Below are 14625 nucleotides of genomic sequence, written 5' to 3'. Positions count from 1 at the left end.
CACCTCCCTCCCCCATAGCGTAGGGCAACGAGGTGCCGCCGACCAGAGTCAGCGCATCCAGCGGTGCGGAGCGGGACGCCGGGTGCTGGGCAGTGCGTTGTTCTCCCGCCATTCATGCAGCCACTCGGGCAGCACCAGCTCGGCCGGCGGTTCCTGGCCGGTCGCTGCGAAGATCTCCTCGTTAGCAACCGGCCCCTGCTTGGACACCAGCCGGGTGGCAATGTAGGCGCGGGCATAGATCTCGCCGCCGGATACCATGCGCTGCTCAAAATAGATGGCCCGGTCGTCGAAGCCGATGATCCGCGTTTCAATGCTGTACCGCTGGCCGAGCGTGAGCGACTTGCGGAAGGCTATGGTCTCCGCACTGACCACCGGTGACCAGCCCTTGCGGCGGAAGACGTCCCAGACACCGGCGCGTACCATCAGCTCGAAGCGCCCAAGGTCCATCAGCGAGAAGTACATCCCGTTGTTGACGTGCAGGGCAATGTCGATGTCGGTAGGCAGCACCCGCAAGGGCAGGGTCGACGAATTCCAAATTCCCAGCGCGGGCCGGCGGCGCGCCGTGACAAGCAGCAACAGCGTACGGAAGATCAGGTGCATTCCGTCATGCTACCCGCTGGTAACTTAGCTGCCCAGCGCCAGTGTCGGTCGCTTGTGACGACGGGCCTGCGGGCGGCTGTGCCCATGCTACGTACTCCCGGACTAAACTTCTGCTGTGCAGAACATGAACATCGTGAAGAAGCCCGGCTACGCTGTGGACTCCGTCGACCGGGCGCTGCAGCTGATCATGCTTCTCCAGGAGCGGGAGTGGCTGCGGATCACCGACGCGGCCAACGCACTGGACGTGGCCCCGTCCACCGCCCACCGGCTCATGGCCATGCTGGTGTACCGGGGTTTTGCCTTGCAGGATGACCAGCGGCGCTACTGCGCCGGGCCGACCCTGCGAACCGACCCCGCCGCCGACCCTGCCCGGAGCGCCGCCGCGATCGCCCGCCCACATCTTGAGTCGCTGGCGCTCTCCGTACACGAAACGGTGAACCTCGTTGAGCGGGTCGGTGTCACCGCCCGCTACCTGTTCACGGCCGAAGGCCCTCAGTTGCTCCGGGTCGGCAACCGCACCGGCACGGTTCTTCCGGCACACCTCTCCTCCGGCGGCAAGGCCATCCTGGCCACACTGCCGGAGCCGTCGGTCGCGCAGCTCTACACCGGCCGGCAGGCGCAAAAAACCGGCGGCAGCCTCGCAGCGGCGGAGCTGGAGGGCCTGCAGCGCGAGCTGGCGGCAGCGCGGAAGCGGGGTTACGCCGTCAACCTCGGACGCACCGAAGCGGACCTCGCGGCGGTCGGCGCACCGCTGGCCACAACGGATCGGCCCGCAGCCCTGGCCGTATCGATCAGCTCGCCGTTGTCCCGCGGCGGAGATATCCAGAAACCGCAGGTCATCCAGGCCCTCCATGCCACCTGCGAAGCAGTGTTGGCCGACCTTCAAGCGGAAGGCGCGCTGCCCTCCCCATGACATTCTGCTGGCCAGAATCTCTTGGCTGATGCGTGGCGCCGATCACTACCATGTGGTGCAACGCGACCAACGCAGCCCGAAGACGAGGGCCAACCAACCAGCAGGAGCATCATGCAGTTTTATCTCGACGGCTATCATCCAGGCGACCCCGAACTACGGCCGGCCGCGGAAGGCCGCCCGGACAGCCAGGGCGGAATGCCGGACGAGGTGGATGTCCTGGTGGTCGGTACCGGACCGGCGGGGGTAGTGCTGGCCGCCCAACTGGCCGAGTTCCCGGGAATCACCACGCGCGTGGTGGAACGGCGGGAAGGCCCGCTGGCGCTGGGGCAGGCCGACGGCGTGGCCTGCCGGACGGTCGAAATGTTCAACGCCTTCGGCCTGGCCGAGCGCCTGGTCCGCGAAGGGTACTGGGTCAACGAAACCGTGTTCTGGCGGCCGGATGATCAGGACCGTTCACGGATCGTCCGCAGCGGCAGAGTCCAGGACGTTGCGGAGGGGTTGTCCGAGTACCCGCACGTGATCGTCAACCAGGCCCGGATGCAGGACTATCTGCTGGAGCACATGCGCAAGTCCCCCACTCGGCTGGAACCGGACTACGGCTTGGAAGTCACCGGCGTCGAGGTCGAAGGATCGGGCGACTACCCGGTCAGGGTCACCATGCGCCGGACCAACGGCGAGGAACCGTCGGAAGAGGTTACCGTCCGCGCCAAGTACGTGGTGGGTTGCGACGGCGCCCGCAGCTCGGTCCGGCGGTCGATCGGTTTGGAACTGCGCGGCGACGCCCGCAACCATGCCTGGGGCGTGGCTGACGTCCTGGCCGTCACCGACTTTCCGGATGTCCGCTTCAAGGCTGCCATCCAGTCGGCGCAGGATGGCAACATCCTGCTGATCCCGCGCGAAGGCGGCTACCTGATCCGCCTCTACGTGGACCTCGGCGATCTTGATCCGGCCGATCGCGAGGCCCGGCAGCGGTTCACCTCGGACATGATCATCGAGGCGGCGCAGCGGATCCTGCACCCGTACACGCTGGAGGTCAAGGACATCGCCTGGTGGTCCGTCTACGAGGTGGGCCAGCGCATCACCGACAGGTTCGACGACGTCGTACCTGAAGAGCGCGGCCAGCGCACCCCGCGCGTCTTCATTGCCGGCGACGCCTGCCACACGCACAGCGCGAAGGCGGGCCAGGGCATGAACGTCTCGATGCAGGACGGCTTCAATCTGGGTTGGAAGCTCGCTGCCGTCTTGGAAGGCCGCAGCCCCGAGTCCCTGCTGGATACGTACTCGGGCGAGCGCCACGCCGTGGCCCAGGAACTGATCGACTTCGACATCCGCTGGTCCAAGACCGTGAGCTCCCGCCCGAAGGACCCGAACCGGCCCGACGACGAAGGTCTGGAGCCGGCCGAGCTGGAGCGGCAGTTTGTTGAGGCCGGCCGCTTTACTGCTGGCTTCGCCACCGATTACACGCCGTCGATGATCACCGGTGCGGACACCCATAAGCATCTGGCCAAGGGTTTCCCGATCGGCCAGCGGTTCTACTCCGCCCCGGTTGTCCGGCTGGCCGACGCCAAACCGGTGGGCTTGGGCCACACCGCCCAGGCGGACGGCCGCTGGCGGATCTACGCCTTTGCCGACTCCGCCCACCCCGGTGCGGCAGACTCCCGGTTGGCCGAACTGTGCCGCTTCCTGGCAGAGTCCGAAGACTCGCCGGTCCGGCGCTACACCCCGGCCGGCGCCGACGCCGACGCCGTCTTCGATGTCCGCGCCGTCTTCCAGCAGGGCCACCGGGAACTGGACGCCAACGACGTGCCACCTTTCCTGTTCCCGCAGAAGGCCCCGTTTGGCCTGAAGGACTACGAGAAGGTCTTCACTCCGGACCAGAAGTCCGGGGAAGACATCTTCGATCTGCGCGGCATCGACCGCCAGCAGGGCGCCATGGTGGTGGTCCGCCCGGACCAGTACGTCGCCCACGTGCTGCCGCTCGACGCGTACCAGGAACTCTCGGACTTCTTCGCCGGCGTCCTGCAGGAGTAAGGGGGAACCGACTACAAGCGGCGGCGGACACATACCCGCAGGTTCCGTGTCCGCCGCCATCAATGTTGTCGCTGCTTAAAGCTCATAGTGCTCAGTCGGCAGAGTTGTCCCAGCCGTAATCCGGGTACTCGAAAAAGTCGTCGCCGTCGAGCGTATCTACCTCGCCGGTGGCCATTGAATCAATGAGCGACTCCAGACCGGTCTGGACCGTCTTAACCAGCATGCCCTTCATCTTCTGGCCGAATGTATTCGACTGGCCTCGAACCTCAAAGAGAACTGTGGCCGAACCGTTCATCGCAAACGCGGAGCGGCCCTGCCCGGCGTATTCACGTTCCTCCGGGTGAAGATAGCGGCCTACAGCGGCCAGCGGCGACTGGGAACCGTAGCTGTCCTTGATCCCGTCTGCCACCGCCAAGGCATACCGCCTGGACTTATCTTGATCAAGCAGCGGCCACTCCTCCTTGTAGGCAGCACCATCGTTGACACCCAGCGGCGGGTAATCCAAGGCCACGGAAATGTGTTTGCCGTCCTGTTCGCCTCCCGTCTGAACGTTACAGGGGCCCATGTGGTGTAGATCGACGACGGCGTCTACTTCGCCGAATTCGGACCGCAGGTCAACATAGACGTCCCTGATGGCCTGGGATTCCGGAGCGAGGAAGAAGCCCGCATCGACCTGACGTCCCGGCATGTCTTCCGGCTGCGGCACATAATCGAGGTCCGGGTTGAAGTCCCGGTTCAAGTCAAAGCCGGGTAGGTCTGTGCCGCCGTCGCCCGTCCGGTAGTACCAGGCAGGGACGGACCCTTCAAGCTGCGGATGCAGGCGCTCCACTTCGTCCCAAGACAGCACGTTGGTGCGGCGATTCAGTTCACCGCCATCTGGGTTCACCATGGGCATGGCAATTAGGGTGACTTCTTCCAGTGTCCGCTGGGTCTCAGCATCATTGCTGGAGCCTAGCTTCTCGACGATCGCCAGAAGCGCTTCGGTTCCGGTCCGCTCATTGCCATGAACGGCGCTTTGGATGAGCAGCACACGATCGCCGCTGCCGACACGGGCGGTATAGAGGTCGCGGCCGAGAGAGGACTGGCCCACCACATCCACTTCCACGCGGCCCTCGCTTTTCTGTTCAATACGATCAAGCCGGGACCCGAGCTCCTCATAGCTGGTCCACCCGCTGAACTGCGGGGAGTCCGATGTCTTGCATATTCCGTGGCCCGGCGCGTTGGACTTCACTGGTGCCGCTCCAGCCGGGACGGCGGTGACCACTGTGCATACCAACGCCGCTGCGCCAATGGCGCCGAATAATCTGCTGGGATTGTTCACTGGTTCTCCTGTGGCGAGTGATTGAGACAAGTCAACCGTTTACCCAGAAGCGGCGGTGGTCAAGAGCCATCAGTCCGTTTCGGCACGAGAGCAGCGAAGTAGCGGGGCGGCCCCTGTCGACGGACATGACGCGCTGTTGACAATCCGCAGTACATAACCGCAAGCCAAGGCCCGGAATTGCTCGTCGGCTTTCACGTCTGGGGCCTATCAACCGCGGAGAACAACGGAGCGGGGCCGGCGAACATTCGCCGGCCCCGCCCTTCTTGGTTTAGCTACGGATGGTGTCCGTGTTTCTTTCCGTCGCCGATGTCTTCGGGAAGGCCGCCGGCAGGATGGTTCGGCCCACCCGAACCATTCGTGAACCGCGGCTCTTCCGCCTCGACCACATTCATTTCCGACGTCGTCGTGGGCACCGCAAACGGCACGTTGCTTGGCACACTGACGGCGCCGCGCACCGGCCCCAGGCGCCGCTGCCGCAATGGATCTCGGCGCAGGTCCACGTACAGCGACACGCACAAGCCGATGATGATCAGCACGAAAGGCGTCGAGGCCAGAATGGTGAACGTCTGCAGCGCGTCCAGTCCGCCAACGAACAACAGCACAGCCGCCACCGTGCCGGTGAGAACGCCCCAGAGGATGACCAGCGGCGTCCACGGATCCTTGCGGCCGCGGGAGGACAGCGTCCCGAGCACCACGGCACCGGCGTCGGCGCCGCTGACAAAGAACACCGCAGTCAGCACCATCACGATGATGGCCGCGCCGATGAAGAACGGATAGTGCTGCAGCACGGCGAAGAAGGCGGCCGCCTCGTTTCCGGCCCCGGCAATGTCTTCCCCGCCCAGTTGCAGGTTGATGCCGGCGCCGCCGAAGATGGAGAACCAGATCACGCTTACTGCGGTGGGGACCAGCAGCACGCCCAGGACGAATTCCTTGATCGTCCGGCCGCGGGAGATCTTGGCAATGAACGTGCCAACGAAGGGCGTCCAGGAAATCCACCAGGCCCAGTAGAAGATGGTCCAGTTGGACAACCATTCGGTGCCGCCGAAAACGGCCGAGTGGAAGCTCATGGGCACCAGGTTGGCCAGGTAGTCACCGATCGAGGCGGGTATCAGGTCAAGGATGAAGACGGTGGGCCCGACGACGAACACAAACAGCAGCAGGACAAAGGCCAGCACCATATTGGTGTTGCTCAGCCATTTGATGCCCCGGGAGACGCCGCTCGCGGCCGAAATTACCACGCCCACGGTCAGCACGCAGATGATCAAAATGGGGGCGGCCGCTCCCGGATTTTCGTCGAACTGGCCCGTCCGCAGCAGCGACAGGCCGGCGGCGATCTGCAGTGCACCCAGGCCCAATGATGTCGCCGAACCGAACTTCGTGCAGATGATGGCCAGGATATCGATCGGCTTGCCCCAGCCCTTTTTCTCGATCCGTTCCCTGCCGAAGAGCGCCTGGAAGGGAGAGCTCATCAGGTTGCCCCGGCCCATCCGGTAGGTGGAATAAGCAAGCGCCAGACCCACCACCGAGTAGATGGCCCACGGATGCAGGCCCCAGTGGAAGAGCGTGTAGGCCATCGCGTTGTTCGCCGCCTCGGGCGATCCCGGGGCAGCATCAACGAAGGGGGGCGGCGAGGCCAGATGCGTGACCGGCTCATAGACACCAAAGAACATCAGGCCGATGCCCATGCCCGCGCTGAACATCATGGAAATCCAGGACAACGTGGAGAACTCGGTCGACTCGCCCTCGCGCGAGAGCGGGATATTTCCATACCGGCCAAAGGCGAGCACCAGCGCAAACGCCACGAAGCCTGTGGCTCCGAGGATGAACAGCCAGCCGAAGGTGCTGGTCACCCAGCCGAGAACGGCTCCGGCGACTTCGGTAACCTGCTCCGTAGCGAAAATGCCCAGCAGGCAGACGGCGACAATGATGCCGCCCGAAACGAAGAAAACCGTCTTGTCGACGGTCTTCCAGCCCCGCCGCCCGTCGTCCGATTCCTCGGAGACAGTCGGCAAGGGGCCAGTGTATTCGTTGCTCATCATGGTCCTCACTATTGTCACCGGTTGTGCCTTGCGCAGCCCGGGCTTCCTGTGGCTCTTCGATGTCAAACGTCCCGTAAGTATAGTTGCAGGCATGAATGAACGTGGCGAATCAGCAGCGGACGACCAGACGGCAACCGATCATTATGGAGACTCCGGACGCACCGTTTTCGGCAGCCACGGCGAAGTGTCCAAGAACGATCTGAGGGTGGTCGCGCACGCCGAGGTGGATGCCGCCAACGCCGCCGTGGCAGTGGCCATGGCGGGCGGCGGGCTGCCCGCCGAGGTCAATGCGATGCTGGTCAGCGTGCAGAACGACCTGTTCGACCTGATGGCCGACCTGCTGGTGCCGTACCACAGCAACCTCCCCGTAGACGCGCGGATCATCCCCGAGCATGCGGAGCGGCTGGAACGCGCCATCGAACACTTCAGGCAGGAAGCCGACGATCTCAGCGGCATGCTTCTTCCCGGCGGAACACTCTCCGCCGCACTGCTCTACCAGGCCCGTACCGCGGTGCGCCGGGCCGAACGAACGGTCTGGGCCGCACTGGACGAACACGGCGATGTGGTCAACCGCGAGACCGGACGCTACCTCAACCGGCTGTCGGGCCTGCTGTTCGTGATGGGCCGGGCGGCGAACGCCGAACACGGCGACGTGATGTGGGTTCCGGAGTCCTCCGTGCTGGGGGTACTCGAGGACCGCCCGGACACGGACTGACGGCACCGCTACGTACGGTGTAACCGACATCACGGTCAGGAGGTGCCCCGGGTATCCTCTCCAGTGATGACCATCACCAGCGAGCCCGCTCTCCGAGCCGGCACCGAGCCGTCCGTGCGCACCTTGGCGCGCGGACTGTCCGTGCTGAGCGTGTTCGACGACGGCAATCCGTCCATGCGGGCCGCCGATGTTGCGGCACGTGCCGGGCTGAACAGGGCGGCCACTGCCAGAGTGCTGCGGACGCTGGTCCATCTGGGCTATGTGCGCTGCCACGAGGAAAAATTCGCGCTGACCCATCAGGCCTTGGAGCTAGGCTACGGCTATCTGTCCGGCTCCCCCTTGGTGCTGGCCTCCCGGCAAGGCGTCGAATGGCTGACGGCCGAATTCGAGGAACCGTGCACCGCCGGCGTGCTGGCGGACGGCGACGTCATCTGCATCGCAGCCACCCGGGTTCCCGGCATGATCCGGGCCGGGCTGACCGTTGGCGCACGCATTCCGGCCCATGCATCCTCGATGGGCAAGGTCTTGATGGCCGGACTCGGCGAGGATGCATTCCGCGCTGTCCTGGACGGCGGCCAGTTCAGCCGGCTGACCGAGCAGACCATCGACAGCACCGAACGCTTCCGACTGGAGATCGAGCAGGTCCGCCGGCAAGGCTACGCGGTCAACGACAGCGAACTGCAGTCCGGCCACCGCACCGTTTCCGTGCCGGTCAGGGACGCCGCCGGAGTGGTGATCGCCGCCGTCGGCGTCAACATGCTGGCCACCCCGGACACCCTGCAGGCGGCGACCGCCGCCCATCTTCCGCCGCTCCGCCGTGCCGCCGAGCGGATCGCCGAAGGCTGCACACCCGTTTAACGCCGCGACGGCGGCGCCGAGGGTGGGATGCGAATCCTCACCCAGGCACCGCCGTCGTTATTCCCGTGGTTCAGCCGATCAGGGCACCGGATCCGCTGCCGCCGCGAACTGGGACATGTAGAGCCGGTAGTACGGTCCTTCGGCGGCCAGCAGCGCGGCGTGGTTGCCCTGCTCCACGATCTTGCCCTCCTCCATCACCAGGATCACGTCCGCGTCCCGGATGGTGGAGAGCCGGTGCGCAATCACAAAACTGGTCCGGTCGGAGCGCAGCGCGGCCATCGCATGCTGGACCAGCAGCTCGGTGCGCGTGTCCACCGAGCTGGTGGCCTCGTCCAGGATCAGCAGCGACGGGTTGGCCAGGAACGCCCGGGCAATGGTGATCAGCTGCTTCTCACCTGCGGAGACGTTGTTGCCTTCTTCGTCGAGGACGGTGTCATAGCCGTCCGGCAGCGCCCGCACAAAACGGTCCACGTAGGTGGCCTTGGCCGCTGCCATGACCTCTTCCTCGGTGGCATCCAGGTTGCCGTAGCGGATGTTGTCGAAGATGGAGCCGCCGAACAGCCAGGCATCCTGCAGCACCATGCCCACCTTGGACCGCAGTTCGGCCCGGCTGAGCGCGGTGATGTCCACACCGTCCAGCGTGATCCGGCCGGCGTCCAGCTCGTAGAACCGCATCACCAGGTTCACCAGCGTGGTCTTGCCCGCGCCCGTCGGCCCCACGATGGCCACTGTTTGCCCCGGGGCCGCCGAGAAGGAGAGGTCCTCGATCAGCGGCTTGTCCGCCGTGTAGCTGAAGCTGACGTTGTGGAACTCCACGTGCCCGTCGGTCTTGGCCGGCAGCGTCTCGGTGGCCGTGTCCGGTTCCTGCTCCTCGGCGTCGAGCAGTTCGAACACCCGCTCCGCGGAGGCAACGCCGGACTGCAGCATGTTGGCCATGCCCGCCATCTGGCTCAACGGCTGGTTGAATTCGCGCGAGTACTGGATGAACGCGGTGGCGTCGCCCAGGGTCATCGACCCCGACGCCACCCGCAGGCCGCCGACCACGGCGATGCCCACGTAGCTCAGGTAGGAGATGAACTGCATCACCGGCATGATCATGCCGGAGACGAACTGCGCACCGAACGAGGCCTTGAACAGTTCCTCGTTCTTCTCGTCGAACTGTTCCACCGACTGCTGCTCACGGCCGAAGGCGCGGACCAGATCGTGGCCGCTGAACGACTCCTCGATGTGGCCGTTCAGCGCACCGGTGTGCTTCCACTGCGCGGTGAACAGCTTCTGGCTGCGGGTGCCGATGATCCCGGCGCCAACGGCGGAGAGCGGCAGCGCGATCAGCGCGATCAGGGCCAGCTGCCAGGAGACGATGAACATCATGATGGTGATGCCCAGCAGGCTCAGCGCGGACATGATCAGCTGCGCGAAGGCCTGCTGCAGTGCCTGCTGGATATTGTCGACGTCGTTGGTCACCCGGGAGAGCATGTCGCCGCGTTGGCGGGTGTCGAAATAGTTCAGCGGCAGCCGGTTCAGCTTGGCTTCCACGTCCCGGCGGAGGCCGAAGACCACCCGCATCACAATCCGGTTCAGCAGCCAGCCCTGCAGCCACATGAACAGCGACGAGACCACGTACATCCCCAGCACCAGCAGGATCAGGTTGCCCAGCAATTGGAAGTCGATGCCCACGCCGGGCACCAGTTCCATCCCGGAGAGCAGGTCCGCGAACTGGTCCTGGCCCTGCGCGCGCAGCCCGGCAATGACTTCTTCCTGGCTGGCCCCGGCCGGCAGGTTCATGCCGATGGCGCCGTTGAAGATGACGTCCATGGCGTTGCCCAGCACCTTGGGCGCAATCACGTTCAGCACCACGGCCACCAGCACCATGGCCAGCACCAGGGCGATGCTGGCTTTCTCCGGCTTCAGCAGGCCGAACAGACGCTTGGCGGACGGCCAGAAATGCTGTGCCTTGCGGGCCGGGGTCCCGGTCATGAAGTCTTGGTCGGCCTCGCCGGGCTGGAACTGCTCCTCCAGGACCTCGGCCTCGGCCTCCGCGGCAGCCGCCGGGGTGGGAGCTGTTACCGGGTCCGGCCCGGTGGCCAGCTCGGACTGGGTTTCTTTGTCCGGGCTCATGCCACTTCCTCCACCGCGGTCTGCGAATCAACGATTTCCTGGTAGGTTTCGGAGCTTTCCAGCAGTTCCTCATGGGTGCCGCTGGCAACGATCTGGCCGTGTTCCATCACCAGGATCTGGTCCGCCTCGATGATCGTGGCCACGCGCTGGGCCACGATGATCACGGTCGCGTCCCTGATGGTTCCCTTCAACGCGGCCCGCAGTCTGGCGTCGGTTGCCACGTCGAGCGCGGAGAATGAGTCGTCGAAGAGGTAGACCTTGGGCTTGGCCACCAGCGCCCGGGCAATACACAGCCGCTGCCGCTGCCCGCCGGAGACGTTGGTGCCGCCCTGCGAGACGGCTGACTCGAGCCCATGGTCCTTGGCGCGGACGAAGCCCTCGCCCTGAGCCACGCGCAACGCTTCCCAGAGCTCATCGTCCGTGGCGTCCGGATTGCCGAAGCGCAGGTTGTGGGCCACCGAGCCGGAGAACAGGTACGGCCGCTGCGGCACCAGGGCAACCCGGTCGGTGATGTCGGTGCGGGCCATCCGGGTGACCGGAACGCCGTCGATCAGCACGTCGCCGCTGCCGGCGTCGATGAGGCGCGGCAGCATGCTGATCAGCGTGCTCTTGCCGGCGCCGGTACTGCCAATGATCGCCGTCGTCTGGCCGGGCCGGGCGGTGAAGCTGACATCTCGCAGCACCGGCACTTCGGCGCCGGGATAGGCGAAGGTCACGTTGCGGAACTCGACCACTCCGGCGGGCTCGCGCGCCGTCTCCGGTTCGGTGGGTTCATGCACCGAGGGTTCGACGTCGAGCACCTCGCCGATGCGTTCGGCACAGACCGAGGCGCGCGGGATCATCATCGCCATGAAGGTACCCATCATCACCGCCATCAGGATCTGCAGCAGGTACTGCAGGAAGGCTGTCAGCGCGCCGACCTGAATGTCCCCGGCGTCCACGCGCAGGCCGCCGAACCACAACACGGCGGCAGTGGCCAGATGCAGGATCATGCCGATCGAGGGGAACATCAGCACGAACAGGTTGCCAACCGAGACCGAGACGTCGGTCAGTTCACGGTTGGCCTTCTCGAAGCGCTTGGCCTCGTACGGCTCGCGGACGAACGCCCGGACCACGCGGATGCCGGTGATCTGCTCGCGGAGCACGCCGTTGATGCCATCGATTTTCTGCTGCATGCTGCGGAACAGTGGCATCAGCTTCCAGACCAGCAGGCCAACCACCACGAACAGCAGCGGCACCGAGACCCACACCAGCCAGGACAACTGCAGGTCTTCGCGGACCGCCATGATGATGCCGCCCACGCACATGATGGGAGCCATCACCATGAAGTTCAGGCCCATCAGCACCAGCATCTGCACCTGCTGCACATCGTTGGTGCCGCGGGTGATCAGGCTGGGAGCGCCAAACTGACCCACCTCGCGGGCAGAAAACCCGGTGACCTTGTGGAAGATGCCGCGGCGCAGGTCGCGGCCCACCGCCATCGCCGCCTTGGAGCCGAAGTACACGCCGGCGATCGCCGCGGCCACCTGGACAAAGCTGACGGTCAGCATCACGCCGCCGGTGCTCCAGATGTAGTCGGTATCGCCGCGGGCAACGCCCTGGTCGATGATCTGGGCATTAAGGCTGGGCAGATACAGCGCGGCGATGGTGGCAATCAGCTGCAGCACCACCACCGCAAACACGAAGGGAAGATAGGGGCGGCCATAATGGCGGATTAAACGGAGCAGCATCTGGATGTGACGCAACTTTCGGGCAAAAGGGTTGAAGTGAGGCCAGATAGAGGCTACACCTTTTCACTGGTTGGCGAAACTCAATCGGAGGGGTATTTCCGGCCAGAGTTGAAACGATTTAGCCCGAAAACAAGCCGCGACGCCCCCTGTGGCTGGCCTCATATGTACGCGCACTGGAATACTGAGCCGCACCAAACCGCTACTTGGGGAGGACCCAATCTTGGACGACCAGATTTTCCAGATCATCGCCATGCTGATTTATATGGCAGGCATGCTGGCCATCGGATGGTGGGCGTACCGGCGCACCAGCGATCTTGACGACTACATGTTGGCCGGCCGCGGCCTCAAGCCCGGCGTGGCAGCTTTAAGTGCCGGTGCCTCGGATATGTCGGGCTGGCTGCTGATGGGGCTGCCCGGCGCGCTCTACGTCGGCGGTCTGTTCGAGGCATGGATTGCCATCGGCCTGACCATTGGCGCCTGGCTCAACTGGAAGTTCGTGGCCCCGCGGCTGCGTTCCTACACCGAGGTATCCAACGACTCGATCACGGTGCCCAGCTTCCTGGAGAACCGGCTGAAGGACCGGTCGCACCTGCTGCGGGTGGTCTCCGGCGTGATCATCTTGGTGTTCTTCACCTTCTACGTCTCCTCCGGAATGGTGGCCGGCGGCATCTTCTTCGAGTCATCGTTCGGCTCTACCTATGAGATCGGCATGCTGGTGGTTGGCGGCGTCACGGTGCTGTACACCATGTTCGGAGGCTTCCTCGGCGCGAGCTACACCGACGTCGCCCAGGGCCTGCTGATGTTCGCCGCCCTGCTGCTGGTGCCGATTGTCGGCGTCTTCGCCACCGGCGGCCTCGGCGCCACCATCGAATCGATCCAGCAGGTGGACCCGAACCACCTGAGCCTGTTCACCGGCGGTGCCGTCGCCGGCATCTCGGCGGCCGCGTGGGGGCTGGGTTACTTTGGACAGCCGCACATCATTGTCCGCTTCATGGCGCTGCGCACGCCCGGCGAGGCGAAAGCCGCCCGCCGGATCGGCATCGGCTGGATGCTGCTGACTGTGCTGGGTGCCGTCGCCACGGCACTGGTGGGCGTGGCCTACTTCCAGCAGAATCCCGGCATGACCCTCACGGACGCCAAGTCGGCCGAGTCGGTCTTCCTGGACCTGTCCCAGATCCTGTTCCACCCGTTCGTGGCAGGTTTCGTGCTGGCGGCCGTGCTGGCGGCGATCATGAGCACCGTCTCCTCGCAGCTGATCGTCTGCTCCTCGGCCCTGGTGGAAGATCTGTACAAGATCTTCGCGCGCAGACAGGCGTCGGCGCAGACGCAGGTGATGCTCGGCCGGATGGGCGTCCTGGTGGTCTCCATGGTGGCGGGCATCCTGGCTTGGGCCCGCAACGACACCATCCTGGGCCTGGTGGCATTCGCCTGGGCAGGCTTTGGGGCCTCGTTCGGCCCGACCATCATCCTGTCCCTGTTCTGGCGGAAGCTCACTGTGGCCGGCGCACTCTCCGGCATGGTGGCCGGTGCGGTCACGGTCTTCGTCTGGGGCACGTCGGCGCTGTCCGACACCATGTACGAGATTGTTCCGGGCTTCATCCTCAACGTGGTCGTCGCCGTCGTCGTCAGTCTCCTGACGCACAAGCCCTCACCGGAGATCGAGGCGGAGTTCAACGAAGCCGTCCACCGGGTCCATGCGGCGGAAGCTCCGGTGCTTGCCGCGGGGCGCTGACCCGCCGCGGGCCATCCGCACAGGTGCTCCTTCCGACGTCGTGCTTTCCGACGCCGGAAGGGGCACCTTCCGCGTTTAAGCTCACCCACACCTTCCGCGCCGGATGGCCGGGCCGCCAGCCGGCGGCCTACCGGTGCGCGTAGGTCAGGCAGTCTGCGTTGTCGGCGCCGGGACCCACGTGGACCGCGGGAGCCTGGCACATCAGGTGGTCATTGTGCGTGCATTCAGCGCGCTGGCAAGCGCCCACTCCGGCCAAAACCTTGGGCAAGCCGCCGTGCGTTCCGGTGTCAATAAACGTGGCGCAGGCTGCGTGGTTTTCGCCGCCGGCAACGGTGATGGCCCCGGCATTGCATTCTGTGTGGTCGTTGAAAGAGCAGTTGGTGACGCTGCAATCGGTGACGTGAGCTGTTGCGGTCATGGCGGTTCCTCCACGCTTCTGCCGCCCCGGATGGGCGTCCTGGACAAACTGGCTCACCGCCCACGTTATGCCTGTTGGAGTCAATCAAAAAGGCAGGTTTTTGTTCCCTATTTCCCGGCCAGCAGATTTTGCCCGGGGACAAACCGTCGA

Annotated in this window: 11 protein-coding genes; 5 read left to right on the top strand and 6 right to left on the bottom strand. The window is 65.1% G+C overall.

The genetic code is table 11. The features are described 5' to 3' along the window. Window positions 1–48 precede the first annotated feature (48 nt). Complete coding sequence (locus ACWF5H_RS02755; protein WP_452034684.1) at window positions 49–600, bottom strand: acyl-CoA thioesterase; 552 nt, start codon at window positions 598–600, stop codon at window positions 49–51. Window positions 601–724: 124 nt separating this feature from the next. On the opposite strand from ACWF5H_RS02755, the gene ACWF5H_RS02750 reads away from it, so the two are divergent. Both ACWF5H_RS02750 and ACWF5H_RS02745 read left to right on the top strand, forming a co-directional pair. Further along, window positions 725–1513 (top strand): IclR family transcriptional regulator, encoded by a 789-nt coding sequence (locus tag ACWF5H_RS02750; RefSeq protein WP_452035330.1) that lies wholly within the window; start codon window positions 725–727, stop codon window positions 1511–1513. Window positions 1514–1624: 111 nt separating this feature from the next. Beyond that, the gene (locus tag ACWF5H_RS02745) at window positions 1625–3544 is read left to right on the top strand and encodes an FAD-binding monooxygenase (RefSeq protein WP_452034683.1); all 1920 of its coding nucleotides are present in this window, start codon (window positions 1625–1627) and stop codon (window positions 3542–3544) included. A gap of 91 nt (window positions 3545–3635) precedes the next feature. Here the strand turns inward: ACWF5H_RS02745 and ACWF5H_RS02740 are convergent, their stop codons facing one another. Next, complete coding sequence (locus ACWF5H_RS02740) at window positions 3636–4865, bottom strand: M14 family zinc carboxypeptidase (protein ID WP_452034681.1); 1230 nt, start codon at window positions 4863–4865, stop codon at window positions 3636–3638. Window positions 4866–5137: 272 nt separating this feature from the next. Next, complete coding sequence (locus ACWF5H_RS02735; protein ID WP_452034680.1) at window positions 5138–6922, bottom strand: BCCT family transporter; 1785 nt, start codon at window positions 6920–6922, stop codon at window positions 5138–5140. A gap of 73 nt (window positions 6923–6995) precedes the next feature. Between ACWF5H_RS02735 and ACWF5H_RS02730 the strand changes: the two genes are divergently transcribed. Both ACWF5H_RS02730 and ACWF5H_RS02725 read left to right on the top strand, forming a co-directional pair. Then, a complete protein-coding gene (locus tag ACWF5H_RS02730; protein ID WP_452034678.1) occupies window positions 6996–7619 on the top strand; it encodes a cob(I)yrinic acid a,c-diamide adenosyltransferase in 624 nt (207 codons plus the stop codon). Between the two features lie 66 nt (window positions 7620–7685). Further along, complete coding sequence (locus ACWF5H_RS02725) at window positions 7686–8477, top strand: IclR family transcriptional regulator (protein WP_452034677.1); 792 nt, start codon at window positions 7686–7688, stop codon at window positions 8475–8477. Window positions 8478–8555: 78 nt separating this feature from the next. Here the strand turns inward: ACWF5H_RS02725 and ACWF5H_RS02720 are convergent, their stop codons facing one another. Together ACWF5H_RS02720 and ACWF5H_RS02715 are read right to left on the bottom strand one after the other, a co-directional pair. Continuing rightward, entirely contained in the window at window positions 8556–10595 is a 2040-nt protein-coding gene (locus tag ACWF5H_RS02720) for an ABC transporter ATP-binding protein (RefSeq protein WP_452034676.1), read from the bottom strand. Then, window positions 10592–12325 (bottom strand): ABC transporter ATP-binding protein, encoded by a 1734-nt coding sequence (locus ACWF5H_RS02715; protein WP_452034674.1) that lies wholly within the window; start codon window positions 12323–12325, stop codon window positions 10592–10594. Before ACWF5H_RS02715 ends, ACWF5H_RS02720 begins: the two co-directional genes overlap by 4 nt. Before the next feature lie 220 nt (window positions 12326–12545). Between ACWF5H_RS02715 and putP the strand changes: the two genes are divergently transcribed. Continuing rightward, window positions 12546–14057, top strand: coding sequence for a sodium/proline symporter PutP (putP, locus tag ACWF5H_RS02710; RefSeq protein ID WP_452034673.1), 1512 nt, complete (start codon window positions 12546–12548; stop codon window positions 14055–14057). A 127-nt stretch (window positions 14058–14184) separates the two neighbouring features. Here the strand turns inward: putP and ACWF5H_RS02705 are convergent, their stop codons facing one another. Next, entirely contained in the window at window positions 14185–14475 is a 291-nt protein-coding gene (locus ACWF5H_RS02705; protein ID WP_364652102.1) for a DUF1540 domain-containing protein, read from the bottom strand. Window positions 14476–14625 lie beyond the last annotated feature (150 nt).

Source organism: Arthrobacter sp. NPDC055138 (genome assembly GCF_053607305.1).
The sequence above is the reverse complement of the archived record's forward strand: the minus strand, read 5'-3'. Positions and strand labels throughout refer to the sequence as shown.

What these genes read in the sequence shown, in the direction of transcription:
- ACWF5H_RS02755 (WP_452034684.1), bottom strand. Translation starts at nt 600, where the DNA reads ATGCACCTGATCTTCCGTACGCTGTTGCTGCTTGTCACGGCGCGCCGC.
- ACWF5H_RS02750 (WP_452035330.1), top strand. Translation starts at nt 725, where the DNA reads ATGAACATCGTGAAGAAGCCCGGCTACGCTGTGGACTCCGTCGACCGG.
- ACWF5H_RS02745 (WP_452034683.1), top strand. Translation starts at nt 1,625, where the DNA reads ATGCAGTTTTATCTCGACGGCTATCATCCAGGCGACCCCGAACTACGG.
- ACWF5H_RS02730 (WP_452034678.1), top strand. Translation starts at nt 6,996, where the DNA reads ATGAATGAACGTGGCGAATCAGCAGCGGACGACCAGACGGCAACCGAT.
- ACWF5H_RS02725 (WP_452034677.1), top strand. Translation starts at nt 7,686, where the DNA reads ATGACCATCACCAGCGAGCCCGCTCTCCGAGCCGGCACCGAGCCGTCC.
- ACWF5H_RS02720 (WP_452034676.1), bottom strand. Translation starts at nt 10,595, where the DNA reads ATGAGCCCGGACAAAGAAACCCAGTCCGAGCTGGCCACCGGGCCGGAC.
- ACWF5H_RS02715 (WP_452034674.1), bottom strand. Translation starts at nt 12,325, where the DNA reads ATGCTGCTCCGTTTAATCCGCCATTATGGCCGCCCCTATCTTCCCTTC.
- ACWF5H_RS02705 (WP_364652102.1), bottom strand. Translation starts at nt 14,475, where the DNA reads ATGACCGCAACAGCTCACGTCACCGATTGCAGCGTCACCAACTGCTCT.